9 protein-coding genes are annotated in these 14412 nt (G+C 70.3%); 5 read left to right on the top strand and 4 right to left on the bottom strand.

Going from position 1 to position 14412, the window contains the following annotated elements:
• Positions 1-160 precede the first annotated feature (160 nt).
• Positions 161-1492, top strand: coding sequence for an alpha/beta fold hydrolase (locus NOCYR_RS07670; RefSeq protein ID WP_014349788.1), 1332 nt, complete (start codon positions 161-163; stop codon positions 1490-1492).
• A 59-nt stretch (positions 1493-1551) separates the two neighbouring features.
• Here the strand turns inward: NOCYR_RS07670 and NOCYR_RS07665 are convergent, their stop codons facing one another.
• Entirely contained in the window at positions 1552-2337 is a 786-nt protein-coding gene (locus NOCYR_RS07665; RefSeq protein WP_014349787.1) for a PRC and DUF2382 domain-containing protein, read from the bottom strand.
• A gap of 320 nt (positions 2338-2657) precedes the next feature.
• Between NOCYR_RS07665 and NOCYR_RS07660 the strand changes: the two genes are divergently transcribed.
• Both NOCYR_RS07660 and NOCYR_RS07655 read left to right on the top strand, forming a co-directional pair.
• The gene (locus NOCYR_RS07660; protein WP_014349786.1) at positions 2658-3314 is read left to right on the top strand and encodes an SRPBCC family protein; all 657 of its coding nucleotides are present in this window, start codon (positions 2658-2660) and stop codon (positions 3312-3314) included.
• Positions 3314-3715: an ArsR/SmtB family transcription factor gene (locus NOCYR_RS07655; protein ID WP_014349785.1), complete on the top strand. Its 402-nt coding sequence runs from the start codon at positions 3314-3316 to the stop codon at positions 3713-3715. The genes NOCYR_RS07660 and NOCYR_RS07655 overlap by 1 nt, the downstream gene beginning before the upstream one ends.
• Positions 3716-3977: 262 nt before the next feature.
• Here the strand turns inward: NOCYR_RS07655 and NOCYR_RS07650 are convergent, their stop codons facing one another.
• Both NOCYR_RS07650 and NOCYR_RS30030 read right to left on the bottom strand, forming a co-directional pair.
• Complete coding sequence (locus NOCYR_RS07650) at positions 3978-9440, bottom strand: carboxyl transferase domain-containing protein (RefSeq protein WP_014349784.1); 5463 nt, start codon at positions 9438-9440, stop codon at positions 3978-3980.
• A 190-nt stretch (positions 9441-9630) separates the two neighbouring features.
• Positions 9631-10308 (bottom strand): MBL fold metallo-hydrolase, encoded by a 678-nt coding sequence (locus NOCYR_RS30030; RefSeq protein WP_014349783.1) that lies wholly within the window; start codon positions 10306-10308, stop codon positions 9631-9633.
• A gap of 54 nt (positions 10309-10362) precedes the next feature.
• Here NOCYR_RS30030 and NOCYR_RS07640 point away from each other — a divergent pair, with 54 nt between their 5' ends.
• Positions 10363-12342 (top strand): TPM domain-containing protein, encoded by a 1980-nt coding sequence (locus NOCYR_RS07640; RefSeq protein WP_014349782.1) that lies wholly within the window; start codon positions 10363-10365, stop codon positions 12340-12342.
• A gap of 31 nt (positions 12343-12373) precedes the next feature.
• Here the strand turns inward: NOCYR_RS07640 and NOCYR_RS07635 are convergent, their stop codons facing one another.
• Positions 12374-13660 (bottom strand): phthiocerol/phthiodiolone dimycocerosyl transferase family protein, encoded by a 1287-nt coding sequence (locus NOCYR_RS07635; protein ID WP_231856040.1) that lies wholly within the window; start codon positions 13658-13660, stop codon positions 12374-12376.
• Between the two features lie 116 nt (positions 13661-13776).
• On the opposite strand from NOCYR_RS07635, the gene NOCYR_RS07630 reads away from it, so the two are divergent.
• A complete protein-coding gene (locus NOCYR_RS07630) occupies positions 13777-14385 on the top strand; it encodes a TenA family protein (protein ID WP_014349780.1) in 609 nt (202 codons plus the stop codon).
• Positions 14386-14412: the final 27 nt, after the last annotated feature.

The raw sequence follows: 14412 nt of genomic DNA, 5'->3' as shown, positions 1-14412 counted from the left end.
ATCCGGCCCCGCCACATGGGCCGATGCGGGCGGCGATCGACCGCGCGTCGCCGGGGGGATCGGCCCACACTCGCCGAAAAACCGCGACGCCGCCCGCGATCCACCGGATCCGGCCATCGCACAGGCAGCCCAGCGGCGCCTGGCATCAGAAAGAAGATCCATGCAGCCACAGCACCATGGCCCGCACCCCGCTCGCCGACGCTCCGGACGCCTCCGGCGGGCGCTCACCGCGGGCGTAATCGCCTGCCTCGGCGCGGCGACCTGCGTCTACACCGCCGCAACCACCGCCGCCGTGCCCGACTTCTACACTCCGCCCGCCGACATTCCGGCCGAACGCGGCGCGATCGTCAAAACCGAGCCGATGCCACTGTTCCTGATGGCGCCGGGCAGCGAGGGCTGGCCGGTCCAGGCGCAGCGGGTGATGTTCAGCTCGCGCACCCAGGACGACGTCGCGGTTCCGGTGACCGGCACGTTCATCGACGCGACCCAGCCGTGGCGCGGCGCGGGCGAACGCCCGACCATCGTGATCGCGCCGGGCACCGTCGGCCAGGGCGATCAGTGCGCGTTGTCGCTGGCGTTCAGCACCGGTATGCATGTCAGCACCGAGCCGCTGTCGCTGTCGGCGAATCAGGAATCGCAGTCGGCCGCGGCCTGGAACGCGCTGGGCGCGCGGGTGTTCGTGACCGACTACATCGGGCTCGGCACGCCCGGCGTGCACACCTACGCCAATCGGATCGAACAGGCACACGCGGTGCTCGACGCCGCCCGCGCCGCGAACAACCTGGCCGGCACCGGACCCGATACTCCCCTTGCCATCTGGGGCTACTCCCAGGGCGGCGGGGCGAGCGCGGCCGCGGCGGAGATGCAGCCCACCTATGCGCCGGAGCTGAATCTGAAGGGCACCTGGGCCGGTGCGCCGACCGCCGACCTGATGCAGGTGGTCGGTCAGATCGACGGCAATCTGATCGGTGCGGCCATCGGATTCGCGATCAACGGTTTCACCGATCGCTACCCCGAGCTGCGCCGGATCGTCGACGAGCTGACCACCCCGGCCGGTCGCGCCCTGCTCGACAGTGTGCGCACCGAATGCATCGCCGACATCATCACCAAGCACCCCTTCGCACGCACCAGCGATATGACCGTCGACGGCAGGCCGCTGCTGGACCATCTGCGCGAACTGCCCGCCGCCGACCGCATCCTGCGCGAACAACGCATCGGCAGCCTCACCCCCACCAGCCCGGTGTTCATCACGCACGGCCGCAACGACGACACCGTCCCCTACCACCAGGGTCGTCAGCTGGCGCAGGACTGGTGCGCCAAGGGCGCGACGGTGACCTTCCGCACCAATGAACTCCCGCCGATCGCCCCGGGCACCACGTTCGGCAACCACTTCGGGCCCGAGCTGATCGACGGCTTCGGACCCGACAACGCGGTCACCTACCTGCTCGACCGGCTCGCCGGAAAGCCGTTGTCGGGCTGCACCTTCGACTGAGCCGAGAGGCCCGGGGCACGCTGCCCCGGGTCTCGTCACCGTATGGGCTCGCACCGGAGTCAGTGGCGGCGCCGCTCCTGCGGGTCGACCCCTTCGGTTTCGACGCGCTCCTTGCGGACGGTGTCGGAGACGGTCTGCTCGTCGGCGACTTCGTCCACCGCGAGCCGGACCTGCTCGACCGGCACCGATTCCTTGTGTGCGGTCACTCGGTCTTCGTGCAGTGTGACCTCGCGTTCGTCCTCACCGATGTCGCCGGATACGGCGCTGGGGTCGGTGATCGGTTCGCGTTCGACCCGAACCTCCTCGTGCGTCGTCGGCACGGTGATGGATTGCTCTTCGGTCACCACGTATTTGCGCAGCCGGGCCTTGCCGGTCGTCCGCTGCTCGGTGTCGACGTCGAGCCGTTCTTCCGAACGCACCATCGCATCCGCACTGTCGGTGCCGCCGGTGCGTCCGCTCATCTCCTGCTCGGCCCCCGTCATTCCGGCGGCTCCCCCGGCAGGTGCGGCATGCCTGCCGTACTCTTCCCATCCGGCGTGGCCGGGGTCGATGCCGTAGTGGACGAACAGTTCCGATTCCGCCTCGGGCGTGATCAGACCGTCACGTTCGAGGTGCGGCGCGGATTTCACCGCTTCTTTCCCGACACTGACCTGGACCTCATCGGCCCGCACCCGGGCGCCGGCCAGCGGGACGAGCGAATCATCGCGGAACAGGCCCGTACTCACTGCCGCCCAGGTCGGCTGACCCGAGCTGTCGTCGACATATACGCGCTTGACTTTGCCGATCTTGTCGCCGCCCGGGTCGTAGACGACGTCGCCGAGCAGATCTTCCACTTGTTGAGCCATGTCTTCCTCCTCGTTGTGGAGCGAAGGAGCGACGCGACAGGCCATATATGCGGCCATACGCCGCGAATTGTCGTATCGGCACGTCCATGCCGATATCTCGGTCGAGCCGGATTCGATCCGGCCGAGTCGTGAGACATCACCGGTTATCGGCGGTCCCGTCCGTAGCATCAGCGATGGTGCGGCCATCAATCAGCTACATGGTGGCTACTACCCGTGAGGTCCCGGCACAAACAACCGCGTCATCGATTTTTCGCACGGCAGTGACGTCTGCCGATCGCGGCGTTACTATAAGTTGGAACTTATACAAGGAGGTTGTAGCCATGCCATTGTTGACCGACCCCCGCGCCGTCGCCGGGCTCGTGGTCCGCGAGATCCGAAACGGCGAACGCGACGGTGCGCCGACCAAGATCGCTATCGCGCGCCGGAGCTACCCCACCGACCGAGACGATCTGTGGGACGCGCTGACCGATGCCGACCGAATCCCACGCTGGTTCCTGCCGGTGACCGGGGACTTGCGGGTCGGCGGGCGGTACCAGTTCGAGGGCAACGCGGGCGGCGTCATCGAACGCTGTGACGCGCCGGAATCCTTCGCGGTGACGTGGGAGATGGGCCCACAGGTGTCCTGGGTGGAGGTCACCCTGGCCGCGACCGATGCCGGAACCCTGCTGCAGTTGACGCATGAGGCGACGGTGGATCCGCAGATGTGGAAGCAGTACGGTCCCGGCGCGGTGGGCGTCGGCTGGGATCTGGCGATGGTGGCGCTGGGTCTGCATCTGGCCAGCGGTGAGCCGGTGGATCCGGCGGAGGGTCTGGCCTTCCCGACCACACCGGAGGGCACCGAATTCGTCCGGGCCGCGGCCGCCGACTGGGCCGAAGCGGCCATCGGCGGCGGCGACGATCCGGCCGAGGCGCGCGCGGCCGCCGAGCAGACCGTCACGTTCTACACGGTGGAACCCGAGGAGAACCCGGAATCCTGATGAGCTCGGCTGCGGAAAGGATCTTCGAGGCGCTCGGCGACCCGGTGCGGCGCCGCATCCTCGAACTGGTGTCCGGCGGTGAACAACCGGCAGGCACCATCGTGGCCGCGATCCAGCAACACACCGCGATCTCCCAGCCCGGCGTCTCCCAGCATCTGAAGGTGCTGCGCGATGCCGGGCTGGTCACCGTCCGCGCCGACGGGAACCGCAGGCTGTACGCGGTGGATCCGGCGGGGGTCGACGCGGCTCAGGCCTGGCTGGCCGGTGTGGCCGACCCGTTGGCACAATTCGCGCAACCGCTGGACGCACTGGCCACCGAGGTGGCGCGTGGGAAGCGGGCCCGGCGAACCGGTGCCGCTCGCCCGGGCGATCCGGCTGGGCGCGAGACCCGGCCCGCGTGAGTCCTTGCCCGCCGAGCACACCCGCGCCTGGGCCGAGCGGATCGCGCCGTTCGACGGGTTCGTGATCGTCATCCCGGAAGCGCGTCGACGAAACCCCGCCAACGCTGTGGGATCGCAGCCATGGCGGAACGCCGCGACCAGCGACGCGTCCGGAAGCGCCGGCCCAGCGGACGACGGCGTCATGAACGACGACGGTGGTCGGGCTCGTTCAGCCCGACCACCGTTCGTTCGCTCACCGGCCGCAGAGCAGCGGCCGATCAGATCAGTTCCCCAGACGCGCCTCGATCGCCTCGATGATGCGCGGGCGCAGTTCGGCGGCGCGGATCACCGCGTCGACCGAACCCACCTCGACGGCGCGGTGGATGTTGTGCACCTTGTCGAACTCGGCCGCCACATCGCCGAGCTTCTCCGCCCGCACCGACGAGCGCAGCTCATCGAGTTCGGCGGTCAGCTCGGCCCGGTCGGTGCCGGAGGCGTTGGCCGCGCGGGTCTCCAGATCCTGGATCCGCGGGTCGGCCGCGGTGCGCGCGTTCACCTCACCGGAGAACACCGCCGCGGCGGCCGGCGCGCCACCGAGCACCGAGGCGAACGAACCCTCCAGCGCCAGCACCGTCATGTTCGGGTTGAGCGCCTTGGAGAACACCACGAACGCGCCGCCGTGGTAGCGCGAGATCACGCAGAACACGATCGGGCCCTGGAAGTTGACGATCGCGCGGCCGATCTCGGCGCCGTACTCCAGCTGCAACTTGCGCATCGACTCCGGTGAACCGTCGAAGCCCGACAGGTTCGCCAGCACCACCAGCGGACGGTTGCCGCTGGCCGCGTTGATGGCCCGCGCGGCCTTCTTCGACGACCGCGGGAACAGCGTGCCCGCGGTGTAGGTGTCCGGGCCGTCGGTGGACGGGAACCCGCGCCGCGGGATGCCGCGCGACTCGATGCCGAGCAGGCACACCGGGATTCCGCCCAGATGCGCGTCCTGCACGACCGCGGTCTCCGCATCCGCCATGCCGGCCCAGCGCTCCAGCACCGGGTGGTCCTGGTCGGACAGCGCCCGCATGACCGTGCGGATATCGAAGGGCTTCTTGCGATCCGGATTCGCGGTGGCGGAGAAGATCTCGCCGACGGTGGTGAAGTCGCTGTCGGCCATGACGTGCGGGTAGCCGGTGACGTCGCGATCGATCGGGTCGCTGGTCTGGGCCCGGCGCGGCGCCTGCTCACCCGGCGCGATGTAGGTGTGGTCGTAGTGCGACATCAGGATCTCCTGCGCCGCGGCCAGGTTCGGCGCCCAGTACTGCGCCTGCCCGTTCGGACCCATCACCCGGTCGTAGCCGCCGATGCCGAAGTTGTCCTCGGCCGACACGCCGCCGGAGAAGTCCAGCGCCTGCTTGCCGGTGAGCACCATCGCCGAGTCGGGGGTCATCACCAGGATGCCCTTGGTGTGCATGAGCATCGTCGCTTCGGCGTTCCAGTACGGCTGCGCACCGACGTTGATGCCCGCGACGACGATATTGATCTCGCCACCGTCCTGGGTGAATTCGACGATCCGCTTGAGCGCGGCCGCCACCCAGTCCATGTTCTCGGTGCCCGAGGTCATGGAGATCCGGGCGCCGGAGGACAGCGCGTACCACTCCAACGGCACCTGCATCTGCTCGGCCAGGTCCAGGGCGGCGATCACCCGGCGGCACTCCGGCTCCGACAGCGCGCCCAGCGATTTGGTCGGATCGCCCAGCAGCACGACGCGGGTGACGCCCTGCGGGTGCCGTTCGGTCGGCGCGGTGACCACACCCGCGACGATGGCCGCGCGGTTGCGGCCCTTCGGGCGGTCGACCGGAACCAGTGCGTGGTTGTCGTCGAGGTCGTATTCGGTGAAATCGCCGAGCAGGCCGGTGAGCTCGTACGGGTAGACGGTGTTGCGGCTGACGGCGCGCAGCACCTTCTGGCGGTACTCGTCGATCGGCTCGACCGGGTCGTCGGTGCGTTCGCCGACGGTGACCTGGGTCCAGCCGGGGGCGTCGAAGCCGATCCGCACGACGATCTTGACCAGCTCACCGGTCTCGGGGTCGGGACGACGCGCGATGAGCAGGATCTCCTCCAGCCCGGCACCTCCGGTGGACGGCTCCACGCGTTCGACGATCGTCGACAGCTCCGCCTCGGTGAGGTCCAGCGGCGGCCAGATGTACATCACGATCCGGTTGGTGTGCAGCCGGTTACCCGAGCCCCGCAGCGACTGCGCGCGCCGGATGCCGTCGACGCAGGCGGCCAGCGTGCTCTCGGCGGTAGGCAGGGCCAGCAGCCTGCCGTCGTGTTCGCGCAGCGCGGCCAGGTCACGCACCTGGGTGAAGGCGATGAGCCGCTCGTCGGAGGAGTTCTCCTTGGCGACACAGCGGAACAGGTAGACCTCTTCGTCCGAGGACGGCAGACGCGTCAGGTCGAACTTGCGCAGCCGCTTGAGCTGCATCCGCTCGGCGATGTAGGGGTGCAGGCCGCGGATGAGCCGTTCCTCGTCCATCCCGGTGGCCGACGGGCGGTAGGTGAAGTGGTGGTGCATCACCGCACCGCCGCTGCCGGCGACCGTTGCGGTGATGCGGTGCACCTGGTTGGGCAGCGGTTGCGCGCTGAGCACTTCCTGCAACGCCGCGGCCATCTCGTCGAAGTCTTCCGGCTGGCCCTCCCAGGACAGGTAGATGTCGGCCTCGATGGAGGCGGCACCACCGGCGAGTTCGGCCAGGCCGGCCACCACGGAACCGAGGTCGTCGAAGCTCACCGCGGCCGACACCAGCGTCAGCCCACGACGTTCGGCGACCACGAAGGTGCAGCCGCCGGCCTGCTGGGTACGGACGTCGACCAGATCCTTGTTTCCGTAGTAGCGCCGGGTCAGCACCTCGAGCATGACGGTGTTGTCGGCACTGCCGCGCTCGAGCCGCTGGCCGAGCAGCCGCACCAGCGGTTCGGTGCTGCGCACCATCTCGGCGAGGCGTTCGGCGCGATCGGGCGCCGCCGGGTTGGCGTCGAGGTAGCTGAGGTGCTTGCGGACGTTGGCGTACACCCGGGCGCGGTTGCGGCGCAGCAGCGGCTGGCCGTACCAGGCGTAGACCAGCCCGCGGGTGAGGTCGGCGATGACCGGGAACCGCACCTGGGTCGCCGCCACCAGCCGCTCCAGCGCCAGACCGACCGGCTCGCGCAATGCGGCATCCGGCACCGGCTCGCTCAGCCATTCGCGCAGCAGGGTGGTGACGACCATGACGGTGTCGGACGGGCGCTGCTGGGCCAGGAAGATCCGGAAGACCGCGGCCTCGAGCTCGGGCGTGCGATCGAGTTCGGTGACGCCGTAATGACCGAGCGCGCGGGCGAGCTTGGCCTGGTAGGACTCCGGCAGCCCGGCCCGATCGACATCGAGGCTCTGCAGATAGGTGTGGAAGTATTCGCGGGCGCTGTGCACGTGGGCCTGGCCGCCGTCATCGCCCCAGGTGCGGTTGTGGCTCAGCTCGGCGAGGTCGGCGAAGACCTCGATCAGCTCGAGTTCCTCGGCCAGCGGCCTGCGGTTGTCGGCGATGGCCTCGCGACGGGCGGCGAGGTAGTCCTCGATCACCCGGCGGTCGTCGTGCGGGTCGACGTCGAAGCCGAGCAGCAGGCTGCGCATGTCCTGCTGGCCGCGGGCCAGCAGTTCGTGCGGCTGGGTGCGGGCCGGGGCCGCGGGCAGGTCCAGCTCCACCGGCTCGTTCGCGCCGGTGTCGGCGGCTTCGGCGTCGTCGGCGAGCGGCTCCAGCCGCAGCATCGGCGCACCGGCCTCCACCTGGGTGCCGACCGACACCGAGCATTCCTTGAGCCGGGCCCGGAACGGCGCGCGCAGCACCGTTTCCATCTTCATGCTCTCCAGCACCAGCACCGGTGCGCCGGCCTCGACCTCGTCGCCCACTTGCAGCGGCGTCGCGACGACCAGGGCGGGGGCGGGCGAGCGGACGACGCCGCCCTCGTCGCGGCTGACCCGGTGGGTCACGCCGTCGACGTCGACCAGATGGACCGGTCCGTGGGTGCCGGTGACCACCCGGTAGCGGATGCCGTTCACCACGATCTGGCCGGTGTGCTGGTCGAAACGCTCGAGGTCGACGTCGGCGGTGCGGATCTCGGTGCCCGCCTCGATGCCGATGCGGAACCGGTGCGCACCGATGCGCGCCACCCGTACCCGGTAGCCGACGCCGCGCAGCTTCAGGTCGAGCGGACGGCCGCTCTCGTGCTGCACCTGCGGGCGGCCACCGGAGGCGGTGGACAGCAGCCGGTGCCGCTCCACGCGCTCTTCCTCCTCATAGGCCTCGATCGCGGCGGCGGCCAGCGCGACGGCGGAGTGGCGCTGCGATACCAGCCGGCCCTCGCCGCGCACCCGGTCGATCCAGCCGGTGTCGGCGCTGGCGTCGATCACCTCCGGCTGATCGAGCAGGTCGAGCACGAAGCTCTTGTTGGTGGCGCCGCCTTCGATGATGACGCGAGTCTGCGAGACCGCCCGGCGCAGGCGGCCGAGGGCCTCCTCACGATTGCGGCCGTAGGCGATGATCTTGGCGATCATCGAGTCGAAGTCGGCCGGGATCGTGTCGCCTTCGCTGACGCCGGTATCGACCCGGATGCCCGGTCCGGCCGGCAGGTCGAGCAGGGCGATGCGGCCCGGAGCCGGCGCGAAATCGCGGTCGGGATCTTCGGCGTTGAGGCGGGCTTCGATGGCGTGGCCGCGTTCGGCGGGCGGTTCGCCCTCGAGCCGGCCGCCGGACGCCACGTGCAGCTGCGCGTGGACCAGGTCGAACCCGGTGGTGTATTCGGTGATCGGGTGCTCGACCTGGAGGCGGGTGTTGACCTCGAGGAAGGCGAACAGCTGGTCGCCGGGGTGGTAGAGGAACTCGACGGTGGCCGCGCCGCGGTAGCCGACCGCGACCGCGAGCCGCTCGGCGGAGGCCTTGAGATCGGCGGCCTGCTGCGGGCTCAGCACCGGTGACGCCGATTCCTCGATGATCTTCTGGTTGCGCCGCTGCACCGAGCAGTCGCGCACGCCCAGCGCCCACGCGGTGCCCTGACCGTCGGCGATCACCTGGACCTCGACGTGGCGGGCGCCGGTGACCAGGCGCTCGAGGAAGACGACGCCGCTGCCGAAGGCGCGCGCGGCCTCCTGGCTGGTGCGTTCATAGGCGTCGACGAGCTCGGCTTCATCGTTGATCTTGCGGATACCGCGGCCGCCGCCGCCCGCGGTGGCCTTCAGCATCAGCGGGTAGCCGATCTCGGCCGCGGCGGCCACGGCCGCCTCCACCGACTCCACCGCGCCGCGGCTCCACGGCGCGACCGGTACGCCGACCTCTTCGGCGATGAGCTTCGCGCCGATCTTGTCGCCGAGCTTGCGCATCGCGTCCGGGCTCGGGCCGATGAAGGTGACGCCGATCTGCTCGCACAGTTCGGCGAAGGCCGGATCTTCGGCGACGAAGCCCCAGCCGACCCAGGCGGCGTCGGCCTTGGTCGCCCGCAGCGCGCGTTCGAGCGCCTTCAGGTCGAGGTAGGGGCGCGCGGACGCGGGGCCGAGGTCGTAGGCGATATCGGCTTCGCGCACGAACGTGGCGGTGCGGTCGACGTCGGTGTAGAGCGCGACGGTTTCGATCTGTTGCGCGGTAGCCGCGGCCAGATCTCGGACGGCGTGGATGAGGCGCATGGCGGCTTCACCCCGGTTCACGATGGCGATGCGGCTGAACACTCTCGCCGACTCCTTTCCCTGCAGCACGGGCCCGGCCTACGGACGGGGTTTCATAGTTGGCCCGTAGTCTGCCCGCTCGTGCCGGGAAAGTGCACAGCGTATGGAGGTTACCCGCCCGTTTTCTTTCCGGGAGGGCCCGCTTTTCCCGCGCCGACCGGGGCGTCTGCACGGGTTGGCAGGCAGAGTCGAGCTACCAGCCCCGCGCTTTCCACTCCCCCAGATGCGGGCGCTCGGTGCCCAGCGTGGTGTCGTCGCCGTGGCCCGGATAGACGACGGTGTCGTCCGGGTAGCGGTCGAAGAGTTTGGTGGTGACGTCGGCGTAGAGGGTGACGAAGTCCTGCGGGTTCCAGGTCTTGCCCACCCCGCCGGGGAACAGGGAGTCGCCGGTGAACAGGTGGGTGCGGCCGGCACCGTCGGTCAACGCGAGGGCGATCGAGCCGGGGGTGTGGCCGGTGAGGTGGATGATGTCGAAGTTGAGCTTGCCGACCGTCAGGGTGTCGCCGTCGGCGAGGGTGTCGGTCGGGGTGATGGGCAGCTCGCTCGCGTCCAGGGCATGGGCGGCGGTCGGCGCCGTAGTGGCGGCGGCGACCTGGGCGAGTGCCTGCCAGTGGTCGGGATGCCGGTGGGTGGTGACGATGTGGCGGACCAGGCCGGGGGTCTCCTGGTCGATCAGCGCGATGAGGCGGTCGGCGTCGTTGGCGGCGTCGATGAGGACGGCGTCGCCGGTGGCGGCGCACTGCACCAGGTAACTGTTGTTGTCCATCGGCCCGACCGACATCTTGATGATCCGGGCGCCGGGGACCTCGCGCTGATGGGCGGCCGAGCCGGCGGTGACGTGACCGGTGTAGGTGCTGTCGATGGTGACCACGGTGTCGATGCTATCGCCGCCATGCGGGGCCGGGTGCGCGATAGATTCGATGCCATGGCGCTGCAACGGGTGGTTCGCTGGTCGCTGCTGGTCGTGCTCGGGGTGGCGCTGGTGTGCGCGCCGCTGACACTGGTCGCGGCGCCGGCGCGGGCGGAGCAGCCGGCGCGGATGGACACCTATGTGGTCGACTCGGCGAACGCGCTCGGCGCCACCGGTACCGCCGAGGTGCGCGCAGCCGTCGACCGCCTCTACGCCGACCATCAGGTGCGGCTGTGGGTGTATTACGTCCGCGATTTCGCGGGGCTGAGTCCGCAGAACTGGGCGACGCAGACGGCGCAGCGGTCCGGGTTCGGCACCCGCGATCTGCTGCTGGCGGTGGCCGTCGGCGACCGGGCCTACGCCTTCGACGGTGAACCGCCCAGCGGCGTCAGCGAATCCGAGCTCGACCGGATCCTCACCGCCGACGTCGAACCCGCTCTGCGTGACAGTCGCTGGGCCGACGCGGGCGTGGCCGCCGCCGACGGGCTCGGTGCGGCGATGTCCGGCGGCGGGGTGAACCTGGTTCCGGTGCTGATCATCGGCGTGCTGATCGTCGGCGCGGTCGGGGCGCTGGTGCTGTTCACACGCAGGCGGCGGCGCGGGCGCGATCGCGCGGAACTGGAACGGGCTCGAGCCATCGATCCCACCGATTCACGGGCCCTGGCGGCACTGCCGTTGCCCGTCCTGCAGGCCCGGTCGCGTGAACTACTGGTGGACATCGACAATGCGGTGCGCACCAGTTCCGAGGAGCTGGAGCTGGCGACCGGCGAATTCGGCGACACCGCCGTCAGCCCGTTCCGGACCGCCGTCGACCAGGCGAAAGCGGCACTGGCACAGGCGTTCGCGATCCGGCAGCGGCTCGATGACGCCATCCCGGAGACGCCCGATCAGCAGCGCGCCCTGCTGATCGAATTGATCGGCGCCCTCGGCCGGGCCGATCGCGAACTCGACGAGCAGGTCGCCGCCTTCGATGCGATGCGCGATCTGCTGATCAACGCCCCGGATCGACTGGATGCGCTGACACGGGATCTGGTCGACCTCACCGGACGGGTGCCGACCGCCGACGAGGAACTCAACCGGCTCGTCGCCGCGCATCCGCCGCAGGTGCTGGCCTCGATCCGGGACAACGTCGCGATGGCGCGCGAACGTATCTCGTTCGCCGAAACCAATATCGACGCCGGGCGCGAGGCGCTGCGGCGGCCGGTCGGTCAGCAGGGTGGCGCGGTGGCGGCGATACGGGCCGCGGAGGGTGCGATCGGGCAGGCCCGCACCCTACTCGACGCCATCCTGCACGCCGCCACGAATATCGAGCAGGCAGGCGCCGGCCTGCCCGCCGCCCTGGACGAACTACGCAGCGACCTCACGGCCGCGGCCGAACTCACCGCCCACGGCGGGCCCGAGCTGGCATCGGCCACCGCGAACGCCCGCACCGTCCTCGAGGCAGCCCAAGGTGTCGCGGCCACCGACCCGCTCGACGCATTCCACCGCGTGCTGTCCGCCGACGCCGAACTCGATCGCGCCCTCGCCGGCGCCACCGAACGCAAGCTCGCCGCCGAGGACCTGCGCCGCCGACTCGACCAGGCCCTGCTCGACGCCGGTGCGCGAGTGCGCGCCGCCGCCGACTACATCAGCACCCGCCGCGGCGGCGTCGACGCCACCGCCCGCACGCGCCTCGCCGAAGCCCAACGCCACCTCGACGGCGCGACCAGCCTCCGCGACAGCGATCCGGCCACGGCCCTCACCCACGCCCGCACCGCCGCCGACCTCGCGGGACGCGCCCTGCACGAGGCCCAGGCCGGCGTCCAGACCTGGGAAGCCAGGCGCGCACCTTCCGGAACCGCGCAGGCGGGAGCCATCCTCGGCGGCATCCTGATCGAGGGCCTCCTGCGCGGAGCCGCCGGCGGCTCCCGGCGCGGCTACGGCGGCGGATATCGGCCGCCATCGTTCGGCGGGTCCACCGGGTCCCGGCGGATCAGCCGGGGCGGGCGGTTCTGAGCCGAGGCTGTCCCACCGCAGGATCGGCCCGTCAGCTCGGCCCGCTCATCGCCGGTGCGCTCGCCGGACGAATCGGAGCCGTCAGTTCGGCGTGCACGCGCTCGTAGAGGTGGGCCGGGTCGGGGCCGCCGAGGATGGCGACGGTGAGGCGGGCCGCGAAGGTGTAGGCGAGGAAGGTGACCGCGGCGGAGGGGCCGAGTGAGCGGCGGGGGTGGGCCGAGAGGTAGACGATTTCGTAGTCGGTGATTTGCACGCCGACGGGGGTGCGGAAGTGCGGGACGACGCCGGTGTTGGTGATCGCGATGTGCCCGGCGAGCGAGTGGATCCGGTTGTCGCCGAAGTAATCCGGGAAATGCAGCACCGACTGGTGCACGGTCCCGGAGTCCAGGTCCGATCGGAGTCGAATCGAAATTCGTTGCGCCAGTTCGACAATGCAGTCAGCGCCGTCGACCTCCGCGGTGAACGCGGCCAGGCCGGCCATGTTCGTGCCTGCGGCGGGAGCGACCGGCGGGTCGAGCCGAGCCCGCAGGTCGACGGGGTAGAGACAGCCGACGGGAACCGCGCCGCCGGCTCCGGCCGTGGCGGCGTAGGCGCGCAACAGCCCGGCGGTCAGCAATGCGTTGACGCTCACCCGGTGCAGTTTGCTCAGCTCGACGATGCGGGCCGTGGCCGCCGGTTCCAACCGCAGCCGCTGCGGCCGCACCAGCACGGCCGCACCCGGGCCGTCGTCGTCACCGGCCGACGGCGACGCGGGCGGCAGCGGCCGGGCCACGTCCTCGAAACCGGACAGCCCGCGCCGCGCGATGCCGCGTTGATCGGCATACCACTCCAGCGGCATCGGATAGCCGAACGGCCCCACCGCGGCGGGTGCGGACATGATCTGGTCGGTGTAGCAATCCCAGAACCGCGCGAACAATTCGACGCAATGCCCGGCGTCGGCAACACCGTGGTGTACATACATCGTGACGCGCGAGCGGTCATCGGGTCCGCACACCACATCGAGATAGGCCAACTGCTCGGCCGGGTCGAGCCGATACGCGGGCAGCGTGAGTTCGGCGGGATCGCCGTCGCGCGAGAACAACTCGACCGGAACCGAACGCGCAGGCCGCAGTAGATATCCGCGACCGTACTCGTCGATCGCGATCCGGCAGACCAGCACCGGATAGGCGCGCAGCAGCGTCACGAAGGCCGCGCGCAGCGCCGAAATCTCCAGCCGGCCGGCCACCAGAACCGACCGTCCGGTGTAGGTGCCGTGCCGGACGAAACGCTGTTCCGACGGCGCCAGCAACCGCACCACATCACCCGCATCCCACAGCACGCCGCAAGCGTGCGGCAACAGGTGGTTCGCGCGCAAATCCACGGGGCCGGAATTCATTACGGTTCGGCAACGCGGCGGGTTCCGGGTCGCCGATCGGCATGCGGGAGACTGTCGGCATGAGTCTCGCCGCGCATCTGGAAGACCTCGGCCGGCCGATGGTCGAGGAACAACTGGCCCATCCGACCGTCGCCGGAATCGCCCGCGGCGACCTGCCGGACCCGGTGTTCCGATCCTGGCTGGAGCAGGACTATCTGTACCTGCTGGACTATGTGCGCGTGTTCAGCCGCCTGGCCTGGCAAGCGCCGGCCGCACATCTGGGCGATCTGGTCGATCTCGCGCATTCCACCTACCACGAGGAATTGTCGCTGCATCGCTCGCTGGCCGCGGAGTTCGGCGCCGATCTCGACGGCGCGGTCAAGGGTGCGCCGTGCGCGGCCTACACCCGATTCCTGCTCGACGCCGCCGCCGACTACGGCTCCGGCCTGGCCGCGCTCTACCCCTGCATGTGGGGCTATTCGACGCTCGGCGCCCGGCTCGCGCAGAACCCGCCGACCGAGCCCCGCTACCGTCGCTGGGTCGAGACCTACGCCGACCCCGAATTCGCGGCCCTGACCCGCCGGTGCGCCCGCATGCTCGACGAGACCGACGTCGACCCCGGCACCGCCGAACGCTTCTTCATCGAAGGCATGCGGCACGAACTCGCGTTCTGGGACGCCCCGGCCTGAGCCCCCGAGGCGTAAGCCCCCCTTGGC

Origin of the sequence: Nocardia cyriacigeorgica GUH-2, from assembly GCF_000284035.1 — a bacterium.
GTDB lineage: Bacteria > Actinomycetota > Actinomycetes > Mycobacteriales > Mycobacteriaceae > Nocardia > Nocardia cyriacigeorgica_B.
This window is presented reverse-complemented; position numbering and strand designations above follow the sequence as displayed.

What these genes read in the sequence shown, in the direction of transcription:
- NOCYR_RS07640 (WP_014349782.1), top strand. Translation starts at nt 10,363, where the DNA reads ATGGCGCTGCAACGGGTGGTTCGCTGGTCGCTGCTGGTCGTGCTCGGG.
- NOCYR_RS07630 (WP_014349780.1), top strand. Translation starts at nt 13,777, where the DNA reads ATGAGTCTCGCCGCGCATCTGGAAGACCTCGGCCGGCCGATGGTCGAG.
- NOCYR_RS07670 (WP_014349788.1), top strand. Translation starts at nt 161, where the DNA reads ATGCAGCCACAGCACCATGGCCCGCACCCCGCTCGCCGACGCTCCGGA.
- NOCYR_RS07660 (WP_014349786.1), top strand. Translation starts at nt 2,658, where the DNA reads ATGCCATTGTTGACCGACCCCCGCGCCGTCGCCGGGCTCGTGGTCCGC.
- NOCYR_RS07665 (WP_014349787.1), bottom strand. Translation starts at nt 2,337, where the DNA reads ATGGCTCAACAAGTGGAAGATCTGCTCGGCGACGTCGTCTACGACCCG.
- NOCYR_RS07655 (WP_014349785.1), top strand. Translation starts at nt 3,314, where the DNA reads ATGAGCTCGGCTGCGGAAAGGATCTTCGAGGCGCTCGGCGACCCGGTG.